Origin of the sequence: Rhodanobacter thiooxydans, from assembly GCF_021545845.1 — a bacterium.
GTDB lineage: Bacteria > Pseudomonadota > Gammaproteobacteria > Xanthomonadales > Rhodanobacteraceae > Rhodanobacter.
In genome coordinates this window covers 3,663,495-3,690,059 of sequence record NZ_CP088923.1, presented here as the reverse complement: position 1 = coordinate 3,690,059, position 26,565 = coordinate 3,663,495, and the positions used below count along the sequence as shown (strand labels likewise).

Sequence of the window (26,565 nt, the reverse complement as noted above, 5' to 3'; positions counted from 1 at the left end):
CAAGGAGTTACCCATGTTGCGCAGACTGGCTCTTGCCACCGCCATCGCATTCGGCGCCGTCGCATTCGGCGCTGTCGCCACGGTTCCGGCGTTCGCCCAGGCGGTCCCCCCGGTCGCAGCCCCGGCGGCGACCCGGCTGGCTCCGGTGCAGGTCGTGCAAGCCATCGCCGACCAGCTGGCCACGGCGATCGAGGGGCATCGCGACGAGCTGAAGAGGAACCAGGAGAAGCTCATCAGCGTCATCGACGAGGCGTTCCTGCCGCACTTCGACATCGACTACGCCTCGATCCTGGTGCTCGGCCAGCATGCCCGCGAGGCCACCCCGGCGCAGCGCGAGCGCTTCGCCCGGGCGTTCTACAACTCGATCACGCACCGTTACGCCGAGGGCCTGTTGAACTACACCCGCGGCCGGGTCAAGGTGCTGCCGTTCAACGGCGATCTCAACGACAAGCGCACCGTGGTGCGCACCCAGGTGGTACTGGACGACGGCAAGCTGGTGTCGGTCGACTATGCCTTCCGCAAGGGGCGCAACGGTGACTGGAAGGCCTACGACGTGATCATCGAGGGCATCTCCTACGTCACCAACTACCGCAATCAGGTGGACGCGGAGATCCGCAAGGTCGGCGTCGAGCAGCTGATCAGCAATATCGAAACGCAGGGCTCCAAGGCGCTGGACGTGATGGCCAAGGACAACAAGGACAAGTCGTGACGCAGGCCGCCGCAGACAGCTTCCAGCTGGACCTCGGCACGCCCGGCACGCTGGGCGTGCGCGGCGAGCTGAGCTTCGATACCGCGGCCGCTGCGTGGCAGGCGATCCGCGTTGCGCTGGCGGGCGGCCCGGTGTCGCGGCTGGACCTGGCCGGCGTGCGCCACAGTGACAGCGCCGGGTTGGCCTGCGTGCTGGCCGTCGCGGCCGACGCGACCCGTCGCGGTCAGGCGTTGCAGGTCGTGCACGTGCCGGCCGGCATGCAGTCGCTGGCCCAGGTCTGCGAGGTCGACCGGCTGCTCGGCTGAGCGAAGGCCCGGGGTCGCGCAACACAAAGAAGGGGCCGCGAGGCCCCTTCTTTGTGTCGACCATGCGCTGCGCTCAGGGCTGCTTGCTGGACGTTTCCGGGTGCTTGTTTTCCCACTGGTGCTGCTGGTCCAGCAGTTCCTCGGGGTCGAAATTCTTTTCGTTCAGGCCTTGCATCTGCTGGATGATCTCGACCGGCGGGTTGCCGTCGTAGATCTTGTACAGGCGCTGCTGGCGGTACGCGTCGCGGATGAATACGTAGGGATCGTAGGCGGATTGCAGGAAGCCCTCCGCGTCGATTCCGCGCGAGCGCAAGGTCACTAGGTATATCGCCTGTGGCACGTACTCCAGGCCATTGTAGTCATGGTTGACTGCATACAGGCTCAACGGGTCGAAGAAGTAGCTGTCGACCGGCAGACGCCAGATATCACGCGCGGTACTGGGGCCGAAGAACGGCAACATCAGGAAGTCGCCTTCCGGGGCACCCCAACGCGCCAGGGTGACGCCGAAGTCGTTGTCTTCTATCGGCAGGCCAAGCTGGCTGGCCGGATCGAAGAAGCCGCCGACGCCCAGGGTCAGGTTCACCAGGAAGCGGCCGGTGCTCTGCAGCGCCTGCTTCGGACGCGCCTGCAGCAGGTCGTTGGCGACCGTGACCGGCATGCGGATATTGGTGAAGAAGTCGCTGAACGAGCGGCGTACCGGCGGATTGGTCACCTTGCGGTAACCCATCGCAACCGGGCGGATCACCGCCTGGTCCACCGCGTCGTTGAATTTGTAGGCGCCGCGGTTGTATTTCTCCAGCGGATCGTCGGTGCGCGGCTTGGCGATGGTGCAGCCGGCCAGCAAGATGATCGCGAGCACGGCCAACCAGCGGCGCAACTTGGGGAGTCGAAGCGGTGAGGGCATCGGTGCGGGGGTTCGCGTCGTGGGGGTAGTAAGTGTACTGTCTGGTTTTGTATCTTACACGGCTTTCAGCTGGCTTCCGGCGAGTGCGCCGCCGGTTCACGGCCAGCCCGCCATGATACGCGGCAGCCGCATTGCCAGCAAAGCATCCGCTCATCTACACTGTGAGGCCATATAAGTCGTTTTAATCCCTAAGGATTTCGCATGGCACGCATTACCGTGGAAGACTGCCTAGAGGTGGTCGACAACCGTTTCGAACTAGTACTGATGGCGACCAAGCGCGCGCGTCAGCTGGAAAAGGGCGCCGAGCCGGCCGTCAACCCCGACCATGACAAGCCGACCGTGCTGGCGCTGCGCGAGATCGCCGCCCGCCGCATCGACCAGGCCACCATCGACCAGATCGACAAGGCCGAGCGCGAGCGCGCCGAGCGCGAGGCGCTGGAGTGGGCCGCGGCCGAGGTTGACGACGACCTGTCCAAGGGCGGCGACGACTGATGGACGGCGGCTGCTGTAGCAAACGCACCTGTCGCGCCGGCAAGTCCGGTGCGGCGGTCGGCGCGCGCCGCGCAGCCAGCCGCTTCACCCCCGGCGAGGTGGGCGCCTGAGCAGGCGCCGGCAGCGAATGACTGCGGCCACCCACCCCGCCACGGTCGACCTCTCCGCGCTGCCGCCCTATGCGCTGGCCCTGAAAGAGCGCATTGCCTACCTGCCCGAGGTGCAGGTCGATCGCGTGCTGCGCGCGTTCCAGCTCGGCGCGCAGGCGCATGCCGGGCAGGAGCGCAAGAGCGGCGAGCCGTACATCACCCACCCGGTGGCGGTGGCCGGCATCCTGGCCGAACTCGGGCTGGATACCGAGACGATCATCGCGGCGATCCTGCACGACACCCTGGAAGACACCGAGCTCAGCCGCGAGATGCTGGCCACCGAGTTCGGCGAGGTGGTGGCCGAACTGGTCGATGGCGTCACCAAGCTGGACAAGATGCGCTTCGGCACGCGCCAGGAGGCGGATGCGGAAAGCTTCCGCAAGATGCTGCTGGCGATGGCGCGCGACATCCGCGTGATCCTGATCAAGCTGGCCGATCGCCTGCACAACATGCGCACGCTCGGCGCCAAGGACGCACCGTCACGCCGCCGCATCGCGCGCGAGACGCTGGAGATCTATGCGCCGATCGCGCAGCGCCTGGGCATGAACAAGTTCAAGGCGGAACTGCAGGATCTCGGCTTTCGCGCGCTGTACCCGGACCGCTACCGGGTGATCAGCGAACGCATCCGCGCCGCGTTGGGCAACCGGCGCGAGGCGATGGGCAAGATCGAGGCGGCGCTGTCCGCGCGGCTGGTTGCCGACCACCTGCCGGCGCGCGTGGTCGGCCGCATCAAGTCGTCGTGGAGCATCTATTCGAAGATGCGCAACGAGCACAAGAGCTTCGCCCAGCTGATGGACGTCTACGGCTTCCGCGTGGTGGTGGACAGCGCGATGAGCTGCTACATGGCGCTCGGCGTAGTGCATGCGCTGTACAAGCCGGTCGACCGCCGTTTCAAGGATTTCATCGCGATTCCCAAGGCGAACGGCTACCAGTCGCTGCACACCGTGCTGCTGGGCCCGTTCGGCGCGCCGATCGAGGTGCAGATCCGCACCGCCGAGATGGATTCGGTGGCCGAGCGCGGCGTGGCCGCGCACTGGGCCTACAAGACCGACTCGGGTCCGGCCAACAGCGCCCAGGCGCGGGCACGCGAGTGGCTGTCCTCGCTGGTCGACAGCTCGGCGAGCACGGTGTCGTCGTCGGAGTTCATCGAGAACGTCAAGATCGACCTGTTCCCCGACGAGGTCTATCTGTTCACTCCGCGCGGCGACATCCTGTCGCTGCCGCGCAACGCCACCGCGCTGGACTTCGCCTACGCCGTGCACACCGACGTGGGCGACCATGCGGTGGCCGCGCGCGTGGACAAGAAGCTGCTGCCGCTGCGCACCAAGCTGGAGTCCGGCCAGCTGGTGGAGATCATCACTGCGCCGTCGGCGGTGCCGAATCCGGCGTGGCTGGAAGTGGTGGTCACCGGCAAGGCGCGCACCGCGATCCGCCAGTACCTGAAGCACCTGCAGCACGAGGACGCGGTTGACTTCGGCCACCGCATGCTCGATCGCGCGCTGGACGCGCAGGGCAGCAGTCTGGACGGCATTCCGCCGGCGGTACTCGACCGTTTCCTGGAAACCTCCAAGCTAAAGCGGCTGGAGGAACTGCTGTCCGACATCGCGCTGGGCAACCGCATGCCCGACGTGGTCGCCAGCCAACTGCTGGCGTCGCGCGGCAGGAAGGCCGGCAAGCCGCACACGGCGGCGCACGCGCACGAGAAGATCCGCATCACCGGCGCCGAGCGTGGCGTGCTCAGCTTCGCCAACTGCTGCCATCCGCTGCCGGGCGACGAGATCATCGGCTACCTGTCCTCGGGCAAGGGCATCGTGGTGCACCGCGAGGAATGCCCGAACGTGGTCGAGCTGCGCAAGTCGCCCGAGCGCTGCGTGGCGATCGAGTGGGACCGCGACGTGCAGGGCGACTACCGCGCCGAACTGCGCATTGAGGTGACCAATCGTCCCGGCGTGCTGGCCACCGTGGCCGCCGCGATCGCCGCCGCCGACTCGAACATCGAGAACGTGGAGTATGTCGAGCGCGACGCCGTCGCGGCCACCCTGCTGTTCGCGCTGGAAGTGAAGAACCGCAAGCACCTGGCCGACGTGATCCGCCGCGTGCGCCGCACCGGGGTGGTCAGCGGCGCCTATCGCTACCCCTTGTGACTCGGGATTCGTTCGGAGCCTCAGCGTGCCGGAATGTGGGCAGGGGAGCTGCGACACGCTAATCTTCCCGGATCCGAATCCGAATCCCGAGGCCATCCATGTCCCGCAGCATCATCTCCACCGAGCAAGCCCCCGCCGCGATCGGCCCGTATTCGCAGGCCGTGCGTGCCGGCAATACCGTGTATTTCTCCGGGCAGATCCCGCTGGACCCGGCCACCGCAGCGCTGGTCGACGGCGACATCACCATGCAGACGCGGCGGGTGTTCGACAATCTCACCGCGGTGGCGGCGGCGGCTGGCGGCTCGCTGGCGCAGATCGTGCGCGTGGGCATCTACGTCACCGACCTGGCGAACTTCGCCGCGGTCAACGCGGTGATGGCCGAATACTTCCAGCAGCCGTATCCGGCACGTTCCACCATCGAGGTATCCGGCCTGCCGAAGGCGGCGCAGGTCGAGGTCGACGCGGTGATGGTGCTGGGCTGAGCATCATGGGCGTTGTGCGCCGACACGCGTTGTCGGCGCGTGGTTTACGACGGAAGGCGGCGCTCGGTTAGGCTTGCAGGCCATGGCCACCCGCACCATTCGCCCCGCTCTCGCCATCGATGCCGACCCGGGCCTCACCCCGGTAAGCGCGCTGCCGGGCGTCGGTCCGGCGCTGGCCGCGTCGCTGGCCCGGCTGGGGCTGGAGCGGGTGCAGGACCTGTGGTTCCACCTGCCGCTGCGTTACGAGGACAAGACCCGGATCACCGCGATCGCCGAGCTGCGGGTGGGCGAGCGGGCGCAGGTCGAGGGCGTGGTCGAGGCAGTCGAACGCGGCTTTCGCTATCGCCCGCAGCTGAAGGTGGCGGTCGGCGACGCCAGCCGGCAGACCCTGCTGCTGCGTTTCTTCCACTTCAACCGTGCGCAGGCCGAGCAGTTGCTGCCCGGCACGCGGCTGCTTTGCTACGGCGAAGTACGCCACGGCGCGCAAGGGCTGGAGATGGTGCACCCCAACTACCGGCGCCTGGACGAGGCGGCGGCAGCCACCGTCGACGAGACGCTGAGCCCGGTTTATCCCACCACCGAGGGGCTGGGCCCGAAGCGGCTGGCCGGGGTGATCGGCAAGGCGCTGGCGCTGTTGCCGCCGGCGGCGCAGCTGGAGCTGATCCCGGCGGCGTTGTGCGCCCGGCATGGCCTCACCTCGCTGCGTGACGCGCTGCTGTACGTGCATCGTCCGCCGCCGGATGCGCGTCTGGACCAGCTGATGCTGGGCCGGCATCCGGCGCAGCAGCGGCTGGCATTCGAGGAACTGCTGACCCAGCACCTCAGCCTGAAACGGATGCGCGCGGCGGTACGCCAGCGGCGCGCGCCGAAACTGGGCGGCGCGGACGAGCTGCGCGGGCGCTTGCTGGCAGGCCTGCCGTTCCGCCTGACTGCGGCCCAGCAGCGCGTTGGCGAAGAGGTAGCGCGCGACCTGGCGCAGCCGCGGCCGATGCTGCGGCTGGTGCAGGGCGACGTCGGCAGCGGTAAGACCGTGGTTGCTGCGCTGGCGGCGCTCGCCGCCGTGGAGTCGGGCCACCAGGTCGCGCTGATGGCGCCGACCGAACTGCTGGCCGAGCAGCACCTGCGCAACTTCCGCCACTGGCTGCAGCCGCTCGGCGTCGAGGTGGAGTGGCTGGCCGGCAAGGTCACCGGCAAGGCGCGCCAGCAGGCACTGGCGCGGGTCGCCGAAGGCGCGCCGGTGGTGGTCGGCACACATGCGCTGATGCAGGAGGGCGTGGCGTTTGCGCGGCTCGGCCTGGTGATCGTCGACGAGCAGCACCGCTTCGGCGTGCAACAACGGCTGGCGCTGCGCGACAAGGGCAGGGACGGCGAGCTGGTGCCGCACCAGTTGGTGCTGACCGCCACGCCGATCCCGCGCACGCTGGCGATGAGTGCATACGCCGACCTCGACGTGTCGTCGATCGACGAACTGCCGCCCGGGCGCACGCCGGTGCAGACCATCGCGATCTCGAACGCGCGGCGCAGCGACGTGATCGAACGCATCCACGCCGCCTGTGGCGAAGGGCGCCAGGTGTACTGGGTATGCACGCTGATCGAGGAATCCGAGCAGCTGCGGGCGCAGGCGGCCGAGGTGGCGTACGCCGAACTCTCCGCCGCACTCGCCGGCTTCAGGGTCGGCCTGATCCACGGCCGCATGAAGCCGAAGGAAAAGCAGGCGGTGATGGATGCGTTCAAGGCCGGCGAACTGGCCGTGCTGGTGGCGACTACAGTGATCGAGGTAGGCGTGGACGTGCCCAACGCCAGCCTGATGGTGATCGAGAACAGCGAGCGGCTGGGCCTGGCCCAGCTGCACCAGTTGCGCGGCCGGGTGGGGCGCGGCGCGGTGGCGTCGAACTGCGTGCTGCTGTACCAGCCGCCGCTGGGCCGGCTGGCGCGCGAACGGCTGCAGGTGATGCGCGACACCAGCGACGGTTTCCGCATCGCGGAGAAGGATCTCGAACTGCGCGGTCCCGGCGAGGTGCTGGGCACCCGCCAGACCGGCCAGCTCAGCTTCCGCATCGCCGATCTGGCCCGCGACGCGCACCTGCTGCCGGCGGTGCAGCAGGTCGGCGAGCATATGCTGGCCGAACACCCGCGCCAGACCACGCAATTGATCGAACGCTGGATCGGTGGCGCGGCGCGTTACGCGCATGCGTGATTTTTGCGATCATCCCTGATTGCGAAGATCAAACGGGCGGCCATCCCTGGCCGCACTTTTCAAGTTTTTTGCGATCATCCTTGATCGCGAAAAAATCGCCCGGAGCGATTTTTGACACCGTGCCAGCGATGGCCCGAAGGGCGGCCGCCAAGGAGGGTGGTCGCAAGATCAAACGGACGGCCATCCCTGGCCGCACTTTTCAATATTCTTGCAATCGTCCCTGATTGCGAAGATCAAACGGGCGGCCATCCCTGGCCGCACTTTTCAATTCTTGTGATCATCCATCCATGAGCAAGCCGCAACTCCTGATCGACACCGATCCCGGCGTCGACGACGCCCTGGCCGTCCTGATGGCCTACGCCCATGCCGACGTCGCCGGTCTCAGCATCGCCGCCGGCAACGTGGGACTCGGCCATACCGTGCGCAACGCGCGCACCCTGGTCGACCTGGTCGGCGCGGCGACGCCGGTGTTCGCCGGTTGTGCCGCGCCGCTGGTGCGCGCGGCGGACGAGGATGCCGCCTTCGTGCATGGCCAGGACGGTTTCGGCGACATTGGTTTTCCCGAGCCGGCCGCTGCGCTCGCCGCCGAGCCGGCCGCGCTGGCCCTGCTGCGGCTAACCCGCGAACGGCCGGGCGAGCTGACCCTGGTGGCGCTGGGGCCGCTGACCAACCTGGCGCTGGCGCTCAGACTCGATCCCACGCTGCCCGCGCGAGTGAAGCGGCTGGTGGTGATGGGCGGCGCGGTGACGGGCCACGGCAATACCGGCAAAGTGCCGGCGGAGTTCAACATCGGCTTCGACCCGGAGGCGGCGCACGTGGTGTTCGAGGCGTTCCCGACGTTCGACCTGGTGGACTGGGAAGCCACCTTGCGGCATGCCTTCGACGATGCCGAATTCGACGGCTGGCTGGCGACCGGCGATCGGCGCGCGGCGTTCTTCGGCAAGATCGTGGCCATCGCGCGCCGCTACAATGCGCAGCATGATCGCCACGGGCTGGTAGCCGCCGACGCGCTGGCGATGGCGGTGGCGCTGGACCCCACCATCGTCACCCGCAGCGAAACCCGCGCCGTGGCGGTGGAACTGGACGGCGGCCTGACCCGCGGCGCCACCGTGGTCGACTGGAAGGGGCGGCTGGGTTGGCCGGCCCGGGCGAACATCGTGCTGGAAGTGGACCAGGCCCGCTTTGCCGCGATGGTGCGGTATGCGCTGGGCGTGCCTACCTGAGCGGACTTGCGGCGTTCCCGGCTTCGCCGCTACAATGCCGCTCTTTTCACCACCGCTTTAGAGCCAGCCATGAAGCCTGCTATCCATCCGAACTACATCCCGGTGGTGTTCCAGGACCTGTCGTCCGACTTCGCGTTCCTGACCAAGTCGACCATGTCCAGCAAGGAAACCATCAAGTGGGAAGACGGCAATGAGTACCCGCTGATCAAGGTGGATATCTCCAGCCATTCCCACCCGTTCTACACCGGCAAGCAGAAGACGCTGGACGTCGGCGGTCGCGTCGACAAGTTCCGCCGCCGCTATGCGGGTGCCATCAAGGAATAAGTGACGCGAGAGCCGGCGCCCGGGCGTCGGCTGCGCGGATTGCGGTTTGGGACACGGGGCAGGCGCAGGCCTGCCCCGTGTCTTTTTGCGTTGGCCATTCGACCATTCGCCATCGAATGCCAGCGCGACCTTGTGCGATAATGGCTGCTGAACTGGCGTCAGCGCGCCCGTTGCATCGCGTGTTTTCCCCGGCATGCCATGCCCAGCATTCCCTCGCCGGCCGGCGCTCCCCTCGCGGTTGCCGGCGGTGGCGACCCACATGTAAGGAGGTTTCCGTGTCCGATCTCAAGACCGTCAAGCTGGTGGATGAATCGAGCAAGCGCAGCAGCGAACTGCCGCTGGTCAGCGGTACGCTCGGCCCCGCGTGCATCGATATTGCCACGCTGTACAAGGACACCGGCCACTTCACGTACGACCCCGGCTACGGTTCGACCGCCAGCACCAAGAGCGCGATCACCTACATCGACGGCGACAAGGGCGTGCTGCTGTACCGCGGCTACCCGATCGAGCAGCTGGCGGAGAGCTCCAGCTTCCTGGAGGTGGCTTACCTGCTGCTCAACGGCGAGCTGCCGAAGCCGGCCGAGTTCGCCACGTTCGAGCACGACGTCGCGCACCACACGATGCTGCACGAGTCGCTGAAGAACTTCTTCCATGGCTTCCACCACGACGCACATCCGATGGCGATGCTGGCCGCTGCGGTGGCCTCGCTGTCGGCGTTCTACCACGACGACCTCAACGTCGACGACCCGGCCGACCGCAAGCTTGCCGCGATCCGCCTGATCGCCAAGATGCCGACCATCGCCGCCGCCTGCTACCGCTATTCGATCGGCTGGCCGATGCGCTACCCGCGCAACAACCTCGAGTACGTCGACCGCTTCCTGCACATGATGTTCGAGGTGCCGAGCGAGCCGCTGCAGATGAACCCGGTGGCGGCCAGGGCGCTCGACCTGCTGTTCATCCTGCACGCCGACCACGAGCAGAACGCCTCCACTTCGACCGTGCGCCTGGTCGGCTCCACCGGCGCCAACCCGTACGCGTCGATCGCCGCCGGCATCACCGCGCTGTGGGGGCCTGCGCACGGCGGCGCCAACGAGGCGGTGCTCAAGCAGCTGCAGGAAATCGGCACGCCCGACAACGTGGAGTCGGCGGTGCTGCGCGCGAAGGACAAGAACGACAGCTTCCGCCTGATGGGCTTCGGTCATCGCGTGTACAAGAACTTCGACCCGCGCGCGAAGATCATCCGCGAGATGTGCCACAAGGTGCTGGCCGAGCTGGGCGTCAACGACCCGCTGCTGGACGTGGCGATGAAGCTGGAAGAGGCGGCGCTGAAGGACGACTACTTCGTCGAGCGCAAGCTGTACCCGAACGTCGACTTCTACTCCGGCATCATCTACAAGGCGCTGGGCATCCCCACCGAGATGTTCACCGTGATGTTCGCCATCGCGCGCACCGCCGGCTGGATCGCGCATTGGATCGAGCAGCACGAAACGCCCGGATCGCGCATCGGCCGCCCGCGCCAGGTCTATATCGGCGCCGACGTGCGCAACTACGTGCCGACCGCGAAGCGCTGATCGCCCACGTGGCACCGATGAAAAGCCCCGGTCCTGGCCGGGGCTTTTTCGTGCGGCGAGGTGGCCCGGAATCAGCGCAATGCCGCACCCAGCCGCTGTTCGAAGGCCTGGTCGGCATTCTCGTCGAGCAGCATCTCCACCTGGGCCAGCGAGGCGCGCCGCATCGGCCGGTCGTCGGCGCGGCCCAGCGGAGCCTGGCGCAGCGCGTCGCGCGGCAGCACGGTGAGGTCGAATGGCAGCTCGTCGGCGGCGAACAGCAGCACCGGGTATTCGGGCTGCTCGTCGCGGCTGTAGCGCAGCCGGCGCACCTGGGTCTCGACCGGCACGCCGCGTTCGCGCAGGTACAGCACGACCGCTTCCGGGTCGTCGCTGTACACGTGCAGGCACACCGCTGAATGCGCGTCGGCGGTGCCTTCGAGCACGCTGCCGACCAGGCGCGGCTCGAACGCGGCGAGAAAACGCATCGCCTCGACCGCCGCCTCGCGGCGCTGGCGCAGCAGCTGCGGCTGGCGGTCGGCGAGGAACAGCCGCTGGTGCTCACGCAGCGCCTGTTCGATCTCCAGGTTGCGCGGCAACGCCTGCGCATCGAGGATGCCCAGCCGCTCGGCGGCCTTCAGCTTGGCATGGTGGAAGTCGCGGATGCCGTGTTCGCTCATCAGCCGCGCGGCTTCCTGGGCCACCCGCAGGCGGTTGCGCTGCAGGCGGTCATGCGCGTGGATGCGGTGGTGGTCGCCTCGGGACATGGCGCATTCCTCAACGATGGGTGGGCGACGGCCGGGGCGGGTCTCGCCCCGGAGGGCATCAGAAGATGTCGTAGGCGTGCTGCTGGTCCTGCTCCTTCTGCTGGGCGGCCTGGCTGCGCAGGCGGTCGACGTCTTCCACTCTGAATATCTCGTTGATGCCGTCGGGGTCGCTGGTGGCGGTGGGCAGCCCGCTGTAGCGGTTGATCCATACCGTACTGATTCCCGGTGGCATCGGCAACGTGCTCGACGGCTGCCCCTTGAGCACGCTGCCCATGTAGGACATCCAGATCGGCAGCGCGGCCTTGGCGCCGAACTCGCCGCGGCCGAGCGAGCTGTAGTCGTCGAAGCCCACCCACACGGCGGTCGACAGCTCGCCGTCGAAGCCGACGAACCAGGCGTCGCGGTGGTCGTTGGTGGAGCCGGTCTTGCCGGCCAGGTCGTCGCGCTCCAACGCGCGTGCGGCCGAGCCGGTGCCGCGCAGGATCACGTCCTTCATCAGTGAGGTGACCAGGTAGTCGTTGCGTGCCTCGATCACGCCCGGCGCGAGTACCGGCGGATGCGCGCCTTCGCCATGCGCGTCGGCCGGCAGCACCGCGTCTCCGACGCCGTCGACGCTGCCGGACCCGGCGGGCGCGGTGGACGAGGCGCTGGCCAGGCTGTTGGCGGGCGCGGGGTTCATCCCGGCCGGTGGCGGGCCGGGTGGCCGTGTGTCAAGCAGGCGCTCCTGGCAGTTGCGGCAGGCGCGCGCGGGGTTGGCCACGTACACCGGCTGGCCGTTGCGGTCGTCGATCTCGTGGATGAAGTACGGCGTGACCAGGTAGCCGCCGTTGGCGAACACCGCGTAGCCGCGGGCCATGCCCATTGGTGACACCGAGGCGGTGCCCAGCGCCATCGACAGGTTGGCCGGCATGGCGTCCTGCGAGAAGCCGAAGCGGGTGGCGTATTCGCGCATGTAGCGCACGCCGACGGCGTCCAGCAGGCGCACCGAGACCAGGTTCTTCGACTGCACCAGCGCTTCGCGCAGGCGCATCGGCCCGGCGAACTTGTCGTCGTCGTTGGAGGGCGTCCAGATCCCGTTCGGACGCGAAGGGTCGGGCAGCGCGAGCGGCGCGTCGTTGATGATCGAGGCGGGGGTGAAACCGCGCTCGAACGCCGCCGAGTACAGGTAGGGCTTGAAGCTGGAACCGGGCTGGCGCGCCGCCATCACCGCCCGGTTGAACTTGCTGCGCACGAAGTTGAAGCCGCCCACCAGCGCCTGGATCGAGCCGTCCTCCGGCGCGACCGAGGCCAGCGCGGCCTGCGCAGCCGGAATCTGCGCCAGCTGCCACTCGCCCTTGTCGTCGCGCGCCAGCCGAATGATGTCGCCGCGCTTGAGTACGCCGTCGACCCGGCTCGGCGCCGCGCCGACGCGGTCGTCGTTGATGTGTGGGCGCGCCCAGCTGACAGTGGCGAGGTCGAGGATCACGCTCTCGCGGTTGGACAGGTAGACCGTGGCCTGCTTTGCGTCGCTGGCCGTGACGATGCCCGGCTGCATGCCGGAGACGCTGGTGTAGGCGGACAGCAGGCTGTCCAGCTCCGCCTCGCCGGCGCCGGCAGGCAGCTCCTGGTGGGCTTCCGGCCCGCGCCAGCCGTGCCGGCGGTCGTAGGCGATCAGCCCGTCGCGCAGCGCTTCCACGGCGGCCTGCTGGCGGCCGCTCTGCAGCGTGGTCCTGACTACGTAGCCTTCGGTCAGCGCGTCGTTGCCGAAGCGGTCGAGCACCTGCCGGCGCACCATCTCGGCCAGGTACGGGGCGTCCACCTCGATCGGCTGCTCGTGCGGGTAGGCGCGGTTCGGTTCGGCGATCGCCTGCTCGTACACGGCCTTGGTGATGTAGTCATGGCGCAGCATTTCGCCCAGCACCCAGTTGCGTCGGGCGATCGCGCGCTTCGGGCTGTTGATCGGGTTGACCGCCGAGGGCAGCTGGAAGGTCGAGGCGATCAGCGCGCATTCGGCCACGGTCAGCTGGTCCAGCGTCTTGCCGTAGTAGTACTCGGCGGCCGCGGCCACGCCGTACGAGCGATGGCCGAGGAACATCTTGTTGAGGTACAGCTCGAGGATCTGGTCCTTGCTGAGCTCGTGCTCGATGCGCAGCGCGATGAAGATCTCGGTGAGCTTGCGCGAGTAGAGCTTCTCCGGGCTCAGGAAGAAGTTGCGGGCGACCTGCTGGGTGATCGTCGAGCCGCCGGGGCCCTTGTCGCCGCCGGTCACCAGCACGTGCCAGCCGGCGCGCGCGATGCCGTGCCAGTCCACGCCGGGATGGTGGTAGAAGTCCGCATCCTCGGCCGACAGCACGGCGTGCTTGAGCCGGTCCGGCACCTTCCCGATGTCCACCGGGATGCGCCGGGTCTCGCCGAAACTGGCGATCAGCTTGCCGTCGGCGCTCAACACGCGCAGCGGCACCTGCATCGGGTAGTTCTTCAATTCGGCCACCGAGGGCAGCCTCGGCGCGATCAGCCAGTACGCTACACCCACCGCGACCACTGCAAGGAGCAAACCGGAAAAGGCCAGGGCCAGAGCCCAGCGCAGCAAGCGTTTGAAAATTTGCATGGTGTGGGGATAGCGAGACCTGAGTCAAAACACGGCAGAGTATAGATGTAGGAGTATTTCCGGCATGAGGAGCGGTCGACCAAACCCAAAGGCTGGTCCGGCAAAGCAAGGGTCGGGCCGATCGGAGCTTCCCCATAAATGTGGCGGGGATCACGCCAATTACTTGAGAAAGTTCCTGTAGGCCATTGCCATTGCGTTATTTTTTCGATTTAATGCCATTGCGTACCCCGCCAGGATTCTGGCTACGGGCGTCAGCGGCAAGGGGGAAACACCGTGGGGCTTTTTACACCGAAGAAGCCGGCGCTGATTGGTGTCGACATCAGTTCGACTGCCGTCAAGCTGCTGCAGCTAAGTCAGGCGGGCGGCCGTTATCGCGTTGAGCATTACGCGGTCGAGCCGCTGCCGCCGAACGCCGTGGTCGAGAAGAACATCGTCGAGATCGAGGCGGTGGGCGATGCGATCCGTCGCGCGCTGGCACGCTCGGGCTCCAAGCTCAAGCACGCTTCCGCCGCGGTGGCCGGGTCGGCGGTGATCACGCGCATCATCCCGATGACCGGCGACCTTTCCGACGACGACCTGGAAGGCCAGATCCAGGTCGAGGCCAATCAATACATCCCGTACCCGATCGACGAGGTCAGCCTCGACTATGAGGTGCTCGGTCCGGTCCGCGACAACCCCGACATGAACAACGTGCTGCTGGCCGCCTCGCGCACCGAGAACGTGGACATGCGCGTGGCTGCGTTGGACCTCGGCGGACTCACCGCCAGCGTGATCGACGTCGAGGCATTCGCGATGGAGAACGCCTTCGCGATGATTGCCGACCAGCTCAACGTGGGTCGCGACGCGCTGGTGGCGGTAGTCGACATCGGCGCCACCATGACCACGCTGTCGGTGCTGCGCAACCAGCGCACGATCTACTCGCGCGAGCAGGTGTTCGGCGGCAAGCAGCTGACCGACGAGATCATGCGCCGCTTCGGGCTGTCCTACGAGGAGGCCGGCCGCGCCAAGCGCAAGGGCGGCCTGCCCGAGTCCTACGAGACCGAGGCGCTGGAGCCGTTCAAGGAATCGCTGATCCAGCAGATCAGCCGCTTGCTGCAGTTCTTCTTTGCCGGCAGCGAGTACAGCAAGGTCGACCAGGTGGTGCTGGCCGGCGGTTGCGCCTCGATCGAGGGGCTTGGCCAGATGCTGGAGGAGCAGCTCGGCGTGCCCTGCGTCGTCGCCAACCCGTTGGCGCGCATGTCGCTGTCGCCGCGGGTCCAGGCACAGTCGCTGGCGCAGGACGCCCCCGCGTTGATGATCGCGGTCGGCCTCGCCCTGAGGAGCTTCGACTGATGGCACACGTCAACCTACTTCCGTGGCGCGCCGCACGGCGCAAGCAACGCGAACGCGAGTTCTACATGCAGCTCGGTGCCGCCTTCGTGGTGGGTCTGGGCGTGCTGCTGTTGTGGATTTTCTGGATGGACCAGCGCATCAACAACCAGAACGACCGCAACACCTACCTGCAGACCGAGATCAAGCAGCTCGACGTGCGCATCGCCAAGATCAAGGACCTTGAGAAGGTGCGCGAGCACCTGCTGGCACGCAAGCAGATCATCGAGCAGCTGCAGGCCGACCGCTCGCAGATGGTGCACCTGTTCGACGAGCTGGTGAAGACGATTCCCACCAGCGCGCGGCTGAGCGGGCTGAAACAGGGTGGCCAGGCGATGTCGCTCGACGGCGTGGCGCAATCCAACGCCAGTGTCGCCGAGTACATGCGCAACATCGAAGGCTCGCCCTGGATGGGCCATGCCGACCTGCGCAAGACCGAGAACACCCATAACGGCAGCCGCATGCCCTATACCTTCGGGCTGAACGTGACGCTGAACAAGCCGAAGGCCGACGAGACCGACAAGGTGTCGATGCTGCCGGGCGCCGCTGCTCCCGCTGCGGCGGCGACGGTGCCCGCCGCGGCAACCGCGCCGGTGGCTGCTCCTGTGGCGAAGTCTGCGACGACGGCCGTTCCGGAAACCAAGCCGGTGAGTGCGCCAACTGCCGCGGGAGGCGCCGGATCATGAGTTTCCTCCACGATATCCAGAACCTCGACCGCAACAACGTCGGTGGCTGGCCGCAGACGGTCAAGATCTTCTTCACCGCGCTGCTGTTCGGCTTCGTGCTGCTGGTGGGTTGGTACTTCTTCGTCAGCGACCAGCAGGACAGCCTGAAGACGCTGGCCGGCAAGGAAGACCAGCTCAAGCAGGAGTTCTCCACCAAGCAGGCCAAGTCGGTCAACCTGGAGGCGCTGCAGCAGCAACTCGACGAGATGCAGGACATGCTGCGCCAGCTGCTGCGCCAGCTGCCCAGCAAGACCGAGATGCCCGAGCTGCTGGTCGACATCTCGCAGACTGCGCAGGCCGCCGGTCTGGAGAGCGACCTGTTTCAGCCCGGTGCGGAGACGCCGAAGGATTTTTACGCGGAAAAACCGATTGCCCTGAAGTTTACCGGCACCTACCACCAGTTCGGCACCTTCATCAGCGGCGTGGCCTCGCTGCCGCGGGTGGTGATCCTGACCCTGCACGACGTCTCGTTGACGCCGAAGTCGCCGGGCAAGGACGGCACCTCCAACGGCCAGCTGGTGCTGCAGGGCACCGTGAAGACCTACCGCTACCTGGATGACGAGGAAAGCGCCGCCGCGAGCAAGGGCAAGCCGGCCGGGGGGGCGAAGTGATGAACATGTCTGCTGCAATCACGCCCACCCGCATCGCCCGGCTGATGCTGATGCTCGGCGCCGCGCTGATGCTCGCCGGATGCACCCGCGGCATGTCGGACCTGCGCACCTGGGTCGCCCAGGAAAAAGCCAAGAAGGGCGCGCCGATCCAGCCGCTGCCGGTGATCAAGACCTTCGAGACGTTCACCTACACCGACCAGGACCGGCGTGATCCGTTCAGCCCGAGCACGGCCGAGATGGACAACAGCGCCGCCGCCAGCGGACCGCGGCCGGACGCCAACCGCGCCAAGCAGCCGCTGGAGCTGTTCGCGCTGGACAGCCTGAAGATGGTCGGCACGGTCGGCACCGGCGCGAGCATGGAGGTGCTGGTCAAGGATCCGGGTGGCGTGATCCATCGCGTTCATGACGGCGAGTACATGGGCCAGAACTACGGACATATCACTGCGATCAGCGAAGACCACATTGAGCTGGTCGAGCTGGTATCCAACGGTAATGGTGGCTGGATGGAACGTCCCGCCAGCGTCGCGCTCGACGCGAAATAAGGAATACAGGGGCAGATGCAATGACCAACCAAATCCAATCCGTCCGGGGCCGTGTCATGCGCCATGCGAGCCGTTACATGTTGATGGGCCTGCTGATCGCCGGCGCCACCTGGGCCAGCGCTGCGATGGCAACCACCACCACGCTGAAGAACATCAGCTACGACGCACTGCCCGGCGGCAGCGTCGAGCTGCACATGGACTTCGGCGATGGCCCGGTGCCGCAGCCGAAGATCTTCACCACCGGCAATCCGCCGCGCATCGCGGTCGACTTTGCGGACACCGACAACGCGGCAGCCCGGCATCTGGACATCGGCAAGGGCTCGACCTCCGGCGTATCCGCCGTATCGGCCGGCGGACGCACCCGCGTGGTGGTCGAGCTGATGCGCGAGTCGAGCTACCGCTCGCGCGTCGAGGGCAACAGCCTGGTGTTGACCGTCAACAACGGCAGCGCCGACCAGTCGGTGACCACCGCGTCCACGATCGACCCGACCAAGGCACTGCCGTCGTCGTCGGCTGGTCCGGCCATCTCCAACATCGACTTCCGTCGCGGCCCGAACGGCGAAGGCCGCGTGCTGGTCAACTTCAGCGGCAGCGGCGCGAATGCCGAGATGACCCGCAAGGGCGACAAGGTGCTGGTCAGCATCGACCACGCCAACCTGCCGGCCAACCTCGCCCAGCGGCTGGACACGCTGGACTTCGCCACACCGGTGCAGTCCATCGTCACCCGCGCTGGCAACGGCGGCGGCGCACGCATGGAAATCACGGTCAAGGGCAACGTCGAGACCTCCGCCTACCAGACCGCCGACCAGTACGTGGTCGAGGTGGCGCCGAAGAAGGCCGAGGCCGCCAAGGACGCCAAGCTGGCCCGGCTGGGCCAGGAGCCGAGCTACAACGGCAAGCGCGTCACCTTCAACTTCCAGGACATCCCGGTGCGCTCGGCGCTGCAGCTGATCGCCGATATCTCCGGCCTCAACCTGGTCGCCTCCGACAGTGTCGGCGGCAGCGTCACCCTGCGCCTGGTCAACGTGCCGTGGGATCAGGCGCTGGACGTGATCCTGCGCGCGAAGAGCCTGGACAAGCGCCGCAACGGCAACGTGGTGTGGGTCGCGCCGCAGGCCGAACTGGCCAAGTACGAACAGGACCTCGCCGACGCCAAGCTGAAGGCGCAGGACACCGCCGAACTGGTCACCGACTACGTGCCGATCAGCTACGGCAAGGCGGCCGACATCGCCAAGCTGCTGACCAGCGGCAGCATGCAGGGTGGCGGCGGTGCCGGCGGCAGCGGCAATACCCAGCGCGGCTTCCTGTCGCCGCGTGGCAGCGTGTCGTTCGATACGCGCACCAATACGTTGTTGCTCAACGACACGCCGGACAAGATCAAGCAGCTGCGTGAGCTGATCGCGGTGCTGGACAAGCCGGTGCAGCAGGTGCTGATCGAATCGCGCATCGTGGTCGCCAGCGACGACTTCACCCGCGAGCTGGGCGCGAAGTTCGGCGTCAACGGCCGCATCAACAACACCGAGTTCCAGAACGCCGCCACGGCCACGCCGGCGCTGACCGCTGGCCTCGGCGGCGGCAACGTGACTTCGGGCGGCCTCAACGTGAACCTGCCGGTCACCCCGGCGGCCGGCACCTTCGGCCTGGCCATCCTCGGCGCCAACTACGCGATCGACCTGGAGCTCTCCGCGGCCCAGACCGAGGGCCGTGGCGAGGTGATCTCCAGCCCGCGCGTGATCACCGCCAACCAGCAGGAAGCGGTGATTCGCCAGGGCCAGGAAATCGGCTACGTGACGTTCCAGAACAGCGCCGGCAGCGGCGCCGGCAGCGGCACCGCCACGGTGCAGTTCAAGGACGCCGTGCTGGAGCTGAAGGTGACCCCGACGATCACTGCCGACAACCGCGTCTACCTGATGATCAACGTCAAGAAGGACGCGCTGGCCGGTTACGTGGACGCGCCAGGAAGCGGCAAGATCCCGACCATCGACACCCGCGAGATCAACACCTCGGTGCTGGTCGACAACGGGCAGACCGTGGTGCTGGGCGGCATCTACGAGATCAACAAGGCCAACACCATGACCAAGGTGCCTGGTCTGGGCGATATTCCCGGCGTCGGCGTGCTGTTCCGCAAGACCTCACGGACCAACACCAAGGCCGAGCTGCTGATCTTCGTGACGCCGCGCATCCTCAGCGAAACGCTGCAGTAAGCGCGCACGCCGGCCATGAAAGAGGCGGCTTCGGCCGCCTCTTTTTTTTGCGCGCGCCCGCGAAGCGGCCGCGGGCCGATTAAACTTCCAAGGTCGCCGATGGTCTGTAGCACGCCATCCGGTTCGGCGGCATCCGGCCATCCGGGCCGCGCCGCCGTCACGCCAAGCACGGAACCCGCTCATGGATATGCCCGAAACCCCGACGCCCAGCCGCCTGCAGCAGTCCTTCGTGCAGCTGCGCGGCGACCTGCAGCAATGCATCATCGGCCAGCCGCACCTGATCGACTGCCTGCTGGTGGCCCTGCTCGCCGATGGCCACCTGCTGGTCGAGGGCGCGCCGGGCCTGGCCAAGACCACCGCGGTGAAGGCGCTGGCGGCGCGCATCGAGGCGGACTTTCACCGCGTGCAGTTCACCCCCGACCTGCTGCCGGCCGACCTCACCGGCACCGACGTGTTCCGCCCGCAATCCGGCAGCTTCGAGTTCGAGCGCGGCCCGCTGTTCCACAACATCATCCTCGCCGACGAGATCAACCGCGCGCCGGCCAAGGTGCAGTCGGCGCTGCTGGAGGCGATGGCCGAGCAGCAGATCACCGTCGGCCGCCACACCTGGCAGTTGCCCGAACTGTTCATGGTGATGGCGACGCAGAACCCGATCGAGCAGGAGGGCACGTTCACCCTGCCGGAGGCCCAGCTCGACCGTTTCCTGATGCACGTGACGATCGGCTATCCGGATGCCGTCGCCGAACTGGCGATCCTCAAGCTGGCGCGCGAGCAGGCCAGTCGTCGTGCCCATCCGGTCGCCGCCCCGCCGGCGTTGCTCAGTCAGGCCGACGTGTTCGCCGCGCGCGATGCGGCGATGGCGGTGCACATGGCACCGGCGCTGGAGGAATACCTGACCCAACTGGTGCTGGCCACCCGCGACGCCGGCCGCTACGGGCCGGAGCTGAAGCGCTGGATCGCCTGGGGCGGCAGCCCGCGCGCCACCATCGCGCTGGACCGCTGTTCGCGCGCGCAGGCGTGGCTGGCCGGCCGCGATTACGTATTGCCGGAAGACGTGCACGCGATCGCCCACGAGGTGCTGCGCCATCGCGTGCTGCTCAGCTACGAGGCGGAAGCCGAAGGCGTGCGCCCGGACCAGGTGATCGAGCGCCTGCTGGATCTCGTGCCGCTGCCGTGAACGCCGTCGTGTCACATCGTGCGGACGGTGACGGCCGCAGCCGGGTCGCGCTGGCCGAGCTGATCGCGCTGCGCGCGCGGGTCGGCCGTGCGCGCCTGGCGCCGCTGCTCAGCCGCGCCGCGCGCAGCGGCCAGCAGTCCAGCCGTCTGTACGGTCGCGGCATGGACTACGCGGAATCGCGCGTCTACCAGGCCGGCGACGACGTGCGCCGGCTCGACTGGCGGCTCACTGCGCGCAGCGGCAAACTGCACACCAAGCTGTTCCAGGAAGACCGCGAAGGCTGCCTGCTGATCCTGCTCGACACCCATGCCAGCATGCGCTTCGGCACCCGCGTGCGCTTCAAGTCGGTGCAGGCGGCGCGCGCCGCCGCCGCCGCCGCGTGGTACGCGGTGCGCGCCGGTGAGCGGGTCGGGGTGATGGCGTTCGGCCACGCCGACCAGTTGCTGCGGCCGCAGGCCGGGCCGCGCGGTGCGTTGGCGGTGTGCGGTGCGCTGGCCGAATGGGACGCGCAGCCGGTGTCCGATCGGGTCGAGCCGCTGTCCGATGCGCTGGCCCGCGCTGGTCGCGTGCTGCACGGCGCCAGCCGCGTGCTGCTGGTCAGCGACGGCTTCAGCGCCGACACCGCGGCGCGGCAGCGCCTGCTCGACCTGGGCCGGCATGCCGGGATCAGCGTGCTGGTGGTGGCCGATGCGCTGGAACTGGCGCCGGCGCCGCCCGGGCGCTATCCGCTGGAACATGCCGGTGAGCGCTGCGAAGTGCTGCTGCAGTCCGAACGCCAGCGCGGCGATTTCCAGCGGGCGCTGGGTGCCGGCGCGGCGCGGCTGGGCAAACTGGCGCAATCGCTGGGCCTGCGCTGGAACAGCATCGACACCGCGGCCGATGCGTTCGAGGCGGTCAGCGGCCTGCTCGGCGCGAGGAAATCGGCACGATGAACGTGCCCCCGCCCGCGGCATCGTCCGGCCCCGACTTGCGCGATATCCACCTGCCGCCCGAGCCGCCCTGGTGGCCGCCTGCGTTGGGCTGGTGGCTGCTCGCCATACTGGCGCTGGCGTTGCTGCTGGCCGGTATCTGGTGGTGGCGCCGATACCGCCGCGCGCTGCGTCAGCGCCGGCAGGTGTTGCGGGAACTCGATCGGCTCGCGCAGCAGCACCAGCGCGACGGCGATGCAGCAGCGCTGGCGGGTGGGCTGCACCAACTGCTGCGTCGGGTGGCGCGCCGGCACGATGCGCTGGCAGTGCAGCAACGCGGCGACGCCTGGCGGCAAACGCTGGCGCGGGTGCCGGTCGACGCCGCCACGCTGGAGCGACTGCTGGCGCTGGACCAACAGATCTATCGGCCGCCCACCGCGTTCGACCACGCGGTCGCGATCGCCGCCGTGCGCCGCTGGCTGCAGCTGGCGTTGAAGCCTGCGGCGTGGAAGCCGGCCGCGACGGAGCGCGCCGATGCCTGAATTCGCCTGGCCCTGGGTGATCGTGCTGCTGCCATTGCCGTGGCTGCTGCGCCGCTGGCTGCGACCGGCCGCGCCGGGGCAGGCGCTGCACCTGCCGCAGCCGGGCGTGCGGCTGGCCGCCGTTGCCGGCAACCCGGCGGCGCGTGGCGCCACGCCGTGGCTGCTGGCGCTGGCCTGGCTGTGCCTGCTGGCCGCGGCCGCGCGGCCGCAATGGATCGGGCCGCCGCAAACGCAGCAACGCAGCGGCCGCGCGCTGATGCTGGCGGTGGACCTGTCCGGCAGCATGCGCACCGAGGACATGCAACTGGCCGGGCGGCCGGTCAGCCGCTTCGGCGCGGTGGAGGCGATCGCCGGCGATTTCATCAGCCGCCGCAGCGGCGACCAGATGGGCTTGATCCTGTTCGGCAGCCAGGCCTTCCTGGTGACGCCGCTGACCTACGACCTCAGCGCGGTGCGCGCGCAACTGCAGGGCGCGGCGGTGGGCCTGGCCGGCACCGAGACGGCGATCGGCGACGCCATCGCGGTGGCAGTGAAGCGGCTGGCCGCGCTGCCCGAGCAGGCGCGCGTGCTGGTGCTGCTCACCGACGGCGTCAACAACGCCGGCAGCATCGCGCCACGCGACGCGGCACGCGCGGCGAAGGCGGCCGGCGTGCGCATCTACACCATCGGCATCGGCGCCACGCGCATGCGCATTCCCGGTTTCTTCGGCAGTCAGCTGGTCAACCCCTCGGCCGACCTCGATGCGGACATGCTCACTGACATCGCCACGCAGACCGGCGGGCGCTTCTTTCGCGCCACCGACAGCGGCCAGCTGGCCGATGCGTATCGCGCGATCGACGCGCTGGAACCGATGCCGCAGCACGGCCCCAGCTTGCGTCCGCGGCACGAACTGTTCCGCTGGCCGCTGCTGGCCGCGGTCGCGTTGCTGTTGCTGGTGATCGTGCCGCGCCGTTTCGCGCGCGCGCGGGAGTTGCCGGCATGAACGAACTGCTGCAGCAGTTCCATTTCCTGCGGCCGTGGTGGCTGGCCGCGCTGCTGCTGTTGCCGCTGCTGGGCTGGTTCGGCGTGCGCCGCAACGTGGCTCAGGTGGAACTGTCGCGGCTGGTCGACGCCGAACTGCTGCCGCACCTGCTGTACGGGCGCGCCGGCAACCGCAGCTTGCCGTTGTGGCTGTTCGCGCTGGGCTGGATATTGTGCGCGCTGGCCCTGGCCGGGCCGACCTGGAGCCGCGTGGAGCAGCCGCTGTACGCCAGCCGCGCCGCGCAGGTGGTGGCGATCTCGTTGTCGCAGCACATGCTGGCGCGCGACGTGGCGCCAAGCCGGCTCGACCGCGCGCGCTACAAGGCGCGCGACCTGTTGCACGCCAACCAGGACGGCCTCAACGCGCTGGTCGGCTATGCCGGCGAGGCGTTCGTGGTGGCGCCGCTGACCTCCGATGCGCATAGCCTCGACGACCTGCTCGCGGCGATGGCGCCGGACACCATGCCGGTGGACGGCGACAACGCGGCCGCGGCGATCGAACGCGGCGTGGCGCTGATCCAGGACGCCAAGGCTGGCGGCGGTTCGCTGGTACTGATCACCGACCAGGTCGAGGTAACCGCCACGGCCGCCGCGCGCAAGGCGGATGCAGCGGGTGTGCGGGTCTCGGTGCTTGGCGTGGGCACGCCGCAGGGCGGCCCGGTGCCGCTGTCCGACGGCGGCTTCCTGCGCGACGCGCAGGGCGGCATGCTGCTGGCCCGTCGCGACGATGCCGCGTTGGCGGCGCTGGCCGCGGCCGGCGGCGGCCATTACGTGGCGATGGGCGCGGACCAGCGCGACGTCGACGCGCTGCATGCGCAACTGCAAAGCACCAGGGCGACGCTGGCAGACGGCCAGCACGGCGACCAATGGCAGGACCGCGGTGCGTGGCTGCTGCTGCCGCTGCTGCCGCTGGCGGCGCTGGCGTTCCGCCGCGGCTGGCTGCTGGTGCTGCCGCTGGCCGTATTGCCGCTGTGGCCGGGCACGGCCGCGGCGACGAGCTGGCACGACCTGTGGCGGCGCCCCGACCAACAGGCCGCGCAGGCCTTGCGCGCGGGCGATGCGAAGCGGGCGCAGCAGCTCGCGCGCGATCCGGCCTGGCGCGGCGCGGCGGCGTATCGCGCCGGCGACTACGCCGCTGCGGCGCAGGCGCTGCCGCAGGCGCCCGGCAGCGACGCGGCGTACAACCTCGGCAACACGCTGGCGAAGCAGGGCGAATATCAGCAGGCGCTCGCGGCCTATGACCGTGCACTGAAACTCGATCCGGCGAACGCCGACGCCAAGGCGAACCGCCAGGCGGTCGAGGACTGGCTGCGCCGGCAGCAACAGCAGCCGTCGGACCAGAAGGAACACGAAGGCCACGGCGGCAAGCAGAACCAGTCGTCGCAGGGCGAGCAGGGCAAGAGCGGCAAACAGGATGCGAAGGACTCGGCGTCCGCGCCGGACAACGCCGGGCCTTCAGGTCAGCCAGGCCAGAACGGCAAGTCGCAAGAACAGGACCCGTCTGGCAAGGATGCATCGCAGCAGGGCAAGTCCGGGCAGGGCGGCGCCGCTCTGCCCAAACCGCAGAGCGCGCAGCAGCAGGCCGAGCAGAAGGCGCAAGCGGAACAGGCGCAGCAGGCCCTGAAGCAGCAGATGGACGCCGAGTTGGCGAAGCCGGACGACGACAAGGCCGGGCACCAGCTCGGTACGCTGGCCAAGGACGACCCACAAGCGAAACTGCCGGCCGACCTGCGCCATGCCCTGCAGCGCGTGCCGGACGATCCCGGCGCGCTGCTGCGGCGCAAGTTCGAACTGGAATACCAGCAGCGCCACGGCGGCGCGCCGAGCGAGGATCAACAGCCGTGAAGTTCCGACATGTCGTGCATGGGTGCCTGCTGATGCTGGCGCTGGTTCCGGTGCTGGCCGGCGCCGCCGAGGTGACCGCCACGCTGGATCGCGACCACGTGCAACTGGGCGAGACGGTGACGCTGAACGTGCGCGTGCAGGGCGACACCGGCGCCGCGGCGCCCGATCTGCGCGCGCTGAACCAGGACTTCCAGCTGCTCGGTACCTCACAGAACAACAGCCTCAGCGTGGTCAACGGCCGGGCCAGCGCCGAGCTGACCTTCGGCGTGGCGTTGCGGCCGCGCCACGTCGGCGTGCTGCAGATTCCCGCGCTCAGCGTGGCCGGCAGCCGCACGGCGCCGCTGCAACTCACCGTGACCGCCCCAGACTCGACCGCGGCGGTCGCCACCCAGCGCGACGTCTTCATGGAATCGCAGGTCGAGCCGGCGCATGGCTACGTCGGCCAGCAGCTGACCTACGTGGTGCGCCTGTACTACGCCAACCGCATCGGCGGCGACGCACCGTCACCGCCGCAGGTCGATGGCGTGGAAGTCAGCGCGCTCGGCAAGGGCCTGAACTACGACGCCGAGCGCGGCGGCCGTACCTATCACGTGCTGGAGCAACGCTACGCGCTGATCCCGCAGCACGCCGGCAAGGTCGAGATTCCGCCGGTGGATTTCCAGGGCGAGGCCGCCGACCCGCGCGATCCCAACAGCTTTTTCGGCGCCACCGTGCCGGTCAGCGCCAGCGCGCCCGCACAGACGATCGAGGTGAAACCGGCACCGGCCGACTGGGGCGGTAGCGCATGGCTGCCCGCGCGCCAGCTGAGCCTGAGCCTGGACGGCTGGCCGACCGCGCAGAGCGCGTCGCCGCGGGTCGGCCAGCCGCTCAACCTGACCATGAACCTGCAGGCCAGCGGGCTGTCGTACGAAGCGCTGCCGGCGCTGAGCCTGCCGCCGCTGGACGGCGCTACGGTGTATCCGGACAAGCCGGTCACCGGCAACCGCCAGGACGGCCAGTGGGTCATCGGCCGGCGCCAGCAGTCGTTCGCCATCGTGCCTGAACACGCCGGCATGCTGACCATTCCCGCCACCACGCTGAAGTGGTGGAACGTGCTGACCGACAAGGTGGAAGTAGCGCAGATCCCCGCGCACAGCATCAGCGTACTGCCGGCGATCGGTGCGGCTGCTGCCGCCGCGCCGTCCGCACCAGTCGAAGCGGTGGGCAGCGCCGCCGCCACACCCAGCCCGGTGGCGCCCGCCACCATGCCATGGCGCCGGATCGCGCTGGCCAGCCTCGGCCTATGGCTGCTCAGCGTGCTGGCCTGGTGGCTGTGGCAGCGCCGCCGGCGCGCCTCGCCGGTGACGCCGCCGGCCGCAGCGCGCACTTCGGCGCGCAACGGCCAGCTGGCCTTCCTCGCCGCGGCGCGCGGCAGCGATGCGGCCGCGCAAGTACGCACCCTGCTGGCCTGGGCGCGCGCGGAACGGCCGGCGATCCAGCACCTGGGCGAGTTGTCGGCGGCGCTGGACGACGCCGCGCAGCGCACTGCGATCGAAACCCTGCAGCAGCGCCACTACGCTGCCGCGCCGTCACCCGATGCCGGCGTGAACCTGGCCGAAGCGTTCAAGCGCGGCTTCGCCTGGCGTGCCGTCGTTGCCGGCGAGGACTCCGGGCTGGCGCCGCTATACCCATTCAAGCTGCACTGAGAGGTTGTGATTTTTTCAACCTCTCAAACCGGCCACAGTCCGCCGTTTTCCGCACGCATGGCCACGAGGCAAGGAGCAAAGCGCTGTAGGGCGGGCACGGCCCGCCGG

Annotated in this window: 23 protein-coding genes; 20 read left to right on the top strand and 3 right to left on the bottom strand. The window is 68.6% G+C overall.

The genetic code is table 11. The features are described from left to right. Nucleotides 1-13 precede the first annotated feature (13 nt). Nucleotides 14-709 carry an MlaC/ttg2D family ABC transporter substrate-binding protein gene (locus LRK53_RS16765; RefSeq protein WP_027492887.1) on the top strand — a complete coding sequence of 232 codons (696 nt, stop codon included), beginning with the start codon at nucleotides 14-16 and terminating at the stop codon, nucleotides 707-709. After that, entirely contained in the window at nucleotides 706-1,014 is a 309-nt protein-coding gene (locus tag LRK53_RS16760; protein ID WP_027492886.1) for an STAS domain-containing protein, read from the top strand. The genes LRK53_RS16765 and LRK53_RS16760 overlap by 4 nt, the downstream gene beginning before the upstream one ends. A gap of 73 nt (nucleotides 1,015-1,087) precedes the next feature. Here LRK53_RS16760 and LRK53_RS16755 read toward each other — a convergent pair whose 3' ends face one another. Continuing rightward, nucleotides 1,088-1,918, bottom strand: a complete 831-nt coding sequence (locus LRK53_RS16755; RefSeq protein WP_037089767.1) for an MlaA family lipoprotein — start codon at nucleotides 1,916-1,918, stop codon at nucleotides 1,088-1,090. A 201-nt stretch (nucleotides 1,919-2,119) separates the two neighbouring features. Between LRK53_RS16755 and rpoZ the strand changes: the two genes are divergently transcribed. The 7 genes from rpoZ to LRK53_RS16720 all read left to right on the top strand — a co-directional run bounded on the left by rpoZ (nucleotide 2,120) and on the right by LRK53_RS16720 (nucleotide 10,500). Next, nucleotides 2,120-2,410 carry a DNA-directed RNA polymerase subunit omega gene (gene rpoZ / locus LRK53_RS16750; RefSeq protein WP_007509529.1) on the top strand — a complete coding sequence of 97 codons (291 nt, stop codon included), beginning with the start codon at nucleotides 2,120-2,122 and terminating at the stop codon, nucleotides 2,408-2,410. 127 nt (nucleotides 2,411-2,537) lie between these two features. After that, nucleotides 2,538-4,703, top strand: a complete 2,166-nt coding sequence (locus LRK53_RS16745) for a RelA/SpoT family protein (RefSeq protein WP_027492884.1) — start codon at nucleotides 2,538-2,540, stop codon at nucleotides 4,701-4,703. A 98-nt stretch (nucleotides 4,704-4,801) separates the two neighbouring features. Next, nucleotides 4,802-5,185: a RidA family protein gene (locus tag LRK53_RS16740; RefSeq protein WP_027492883.1), complete on the top strand. Its 384-nt coding sequence runs from the start codon at nucleotides 4,802-4,804 to the stop codon at nucleotides 5,183-5,185. Nucleotides 5,186-5,267: 82 nt separating this feature from the next. Next, a complete protein-coding gene (gene recG / locus LRK53_RS16735) occupies nucleotides 5,268-7,382 on the top strand; it encodes an ATP-dependent DNA helicase RecG (protein WP_027492882.1) in 2,115 nt (704 codons plus the stop codon). 287 nt (nucleotides 7,383-7,669) lie between these two features. Continuing rightward, nucleotides 7,670-8,605 (top strand): nucleoside hydrolase, encoded by a 936-nt coding sequence (locus LRK53_RS16730; RefSeq protein WP_027492881.1) that lies wholly within the window; start codon nucleotides 7,670-7,672, stop codon nucleotides 8,603-8,605. A gap of 69 nt (nucleotides 8,606-8,674) precedes the next feature. After that, nucleotides 8,675-8,929 carry a type B 50S ribosomal protein L31 gene (locus LRK53_RS16725; protein ID WP_027492880.1) on the top strand — a complete coding sequence of 85 codons (255 nt, stop codon included), beginning with the start codon at nucleotides 8,675-8,677 and terminating at the stop codon, nucleotides 8,927-8,929. A gap of 275 nt (nucleotides 8,930-9,204) precedes the next feature. Then, the gene (locus LRK53_RS16720; RefSeq protein WP_027492879.1) at nucleotides 9,205-10,500 is read left to right on the top strand and encodes a citrate synthase; all 1,296 of its coding nucleotides are present in this window, start codon (nucleotides 9,205-9,207) and stop codon (nucleotides 10,498-10,500) included. A gap of 71 nt (nucleotides 10,501-10,571) precedes the next feature. Here the strand turns inward: LRK53_RS16720 and LRK53_RS16715 are convergent, their stop codons facing one another. Together LRK53_RS16715 and LRK53_RS16710 are read right to left on the bottom strand one after the other, a co-directional pair. Next, on the bottom strand, nucleotides 10,572-11,243 hold the full coding sequence (locus LRK53_RS16715) for a hypothetical protein (protein ID WP_027492878.1): 672 nt from the start codon (nucleotides 11,241-11,243) through the stop codon (nucleotides 10,572-10,574). 58 nt (nucleotides 11,244-11,301) lie between these two features. Beyond that, nucleotides 11,302-13,830, bottom strand: a complete 2,529-nt coding sequence (locus LRK53_RS16710; RefSeq protein ID WP_027492877.1) for a penicillin-binding protein 1A — start codon at nucleotides 13,828-13,830, stop codon at nucleotides 11,302-11,304. Nucleotides 13,831-14,103: 273 nt separating this feature from the next. Here LRK53_RS16710 and LRK53_RS16705 point away from each other — a divergent pair, with 273 nt between their 5' ends. From LRK53_RS16705 to LRK53_RS16655, 11 genes are all read left to right on the top strand, one after another. Further along, complete coding sequence (locus LRK53_RS16705; protein ID WP_027492876.1) at nucleotides 14,104-15,162, top strand: pilus assembly protein PilM; 1,059 nt, start codon at nucleotides 14,104-14,106, stop codon at nucleotides 15,160-15,162. Further along, the gene (locus LRK53_RS16700; protein ID WP_027492875.1) at nucleotides 15,162-15,884 is read left to right on the top strand and encodes a PilN domain-containing protein; all 723 of its coding nucleotides are present in this window, start codon (nucleotides 15,162-15,164) and stop codon (nucleotides 15,882-15,884) included. The genes LRK53_RS16705 and LRK53_RS16700 overlap by 1 nt, the downstream gene beginning before the upstream one ends. Next, nucleotides 15,881-16,534 (top strand): type IV pilus inner membrane component PilO, encoded by a 654-nt coding sequence (locus LRK53_RS16695; RefSeq protein ID WP_027492874.1) that lies wholly within the window; start codon nucleotides 15,881-15,883, stop codon nucleotides 16,532-16,534. The genes LRK53_RS16700 and LRK53_RS16695 overlap by 4 nt, the downstream gene beginning before the upstream one ends. Further along, nucleotides 16,534-17,076: a pilus assembly protein PilP gene (locus LRK53_RS16690; protein WP_027492873.1), complete on the top strand. Its 543-nt coding sequence runs from the start codon at nucleotides 16,534-16,536 to the stop codon at nucleotides 17,074-17,076. Before LRK53_RS16695 ends, LRK53_RS16690 begins: the two co-directional genes overlap by 1 nt. A 56-nt stretch (nucleotides 17,077-17,132) precedes the next feature. Then, on the top strand, nucleotides 17,133-19,280 hold the full coding sequence (locus LRK53_RS16685; RefSeq protein ID WP_027492872.1) for a type IV pilus secretin PilQ: 2,148 nt from the start codon (nucleotides 17,133-17,135) through the stop codon (nucleotides 19,278-19,280). Nucleotides 19,281-19,461: 181 nt separating this feature from the next. Beyond that, entirely contained in the window at nucleotides 19,462-20,457 is a 996-nt protein-coding gene (locus tag LRK53_RS16680) for an AAA family ATPase (RefSeq protein WP_027492871.1), read from the top strand. Further along, the gene (locus LRK53_RS16675) at nucleotides 20,454-21,389 is read left to right on the top strand and encodes a DUF58 domain-containing protein (RefSeq protein ID WP_027492870.1); all 936 of its coding nucleotides are present in this window, start codon (nucleotides 20,454-20,456) and stop codon (nucleotides 21,387-21,389) included. Before LRK53_RS16680 ends, LRK53_RS16675 begins: the two co-directional genes overlap by 4 nt. Next, the gene (locus tag LRK53_RS16670; RefSeq protein ID WP_027492869.1) at nucleotides 21,386-21,907 is read left to right on the top strand and encodes a DUF4381 family protein; all 522 of its coding nucleotides are present in this window, start codon (nucleotides 21,386-21,388) and stop codon (nucleotides 21,905-21,907) included. The genes LRK53_RS16675 and LRK53_RS16670 overlap by 4 nt, the downstream gene beginning before the upstream one ends. After that, complete coding sequence (locus LRK53_RS16665; protein ID WP_235642395.1) at nucleotides 21,900-22,889, top strand: VWA domain-containing protein; 990 nt, start codon at nucleotides 21,900-21,902, stop codon at nucleotides 22,887-22,889. The genes LRK53_RS16670 and LRK53_RS16665 overlap by 8 nt, the downstream gene beginning before the upstream one ends. Further along, nucleotides 22,886-24,772, top strand: a complete 1,887-nt coding sequence (locus LRK53_RS16660) for a tetratricopeptide repeat protein (RefSeq protein WP_027492868.1) — start codon at nucleotides 22,886-22,888, stop codon at nucleotides 24,770-24,772. Before LRK53_RS16665 ends, LRK53_RS16660 begins: the two co-directional genes overlap by 4 nt. Further along, on the top strand, nucleotides 24,769-26,457 hold the full coding sequence (locus tag LRK53_RS16655; RefSeq protein ID WP_027492867.1) for a BatD family protein: 1,689 nt from the start codon (nucleotides 24,769-24,771) through the stop codon (nucleotides 26,455-26,457). Before LRK53_RS16660 ends, LRK53_RS16655 begins: the two co-directional genes overlap by 4 nt. The last annotated feature ends 108 nt before the right edge of the window (nucleotides 26,458-26,565 follow it).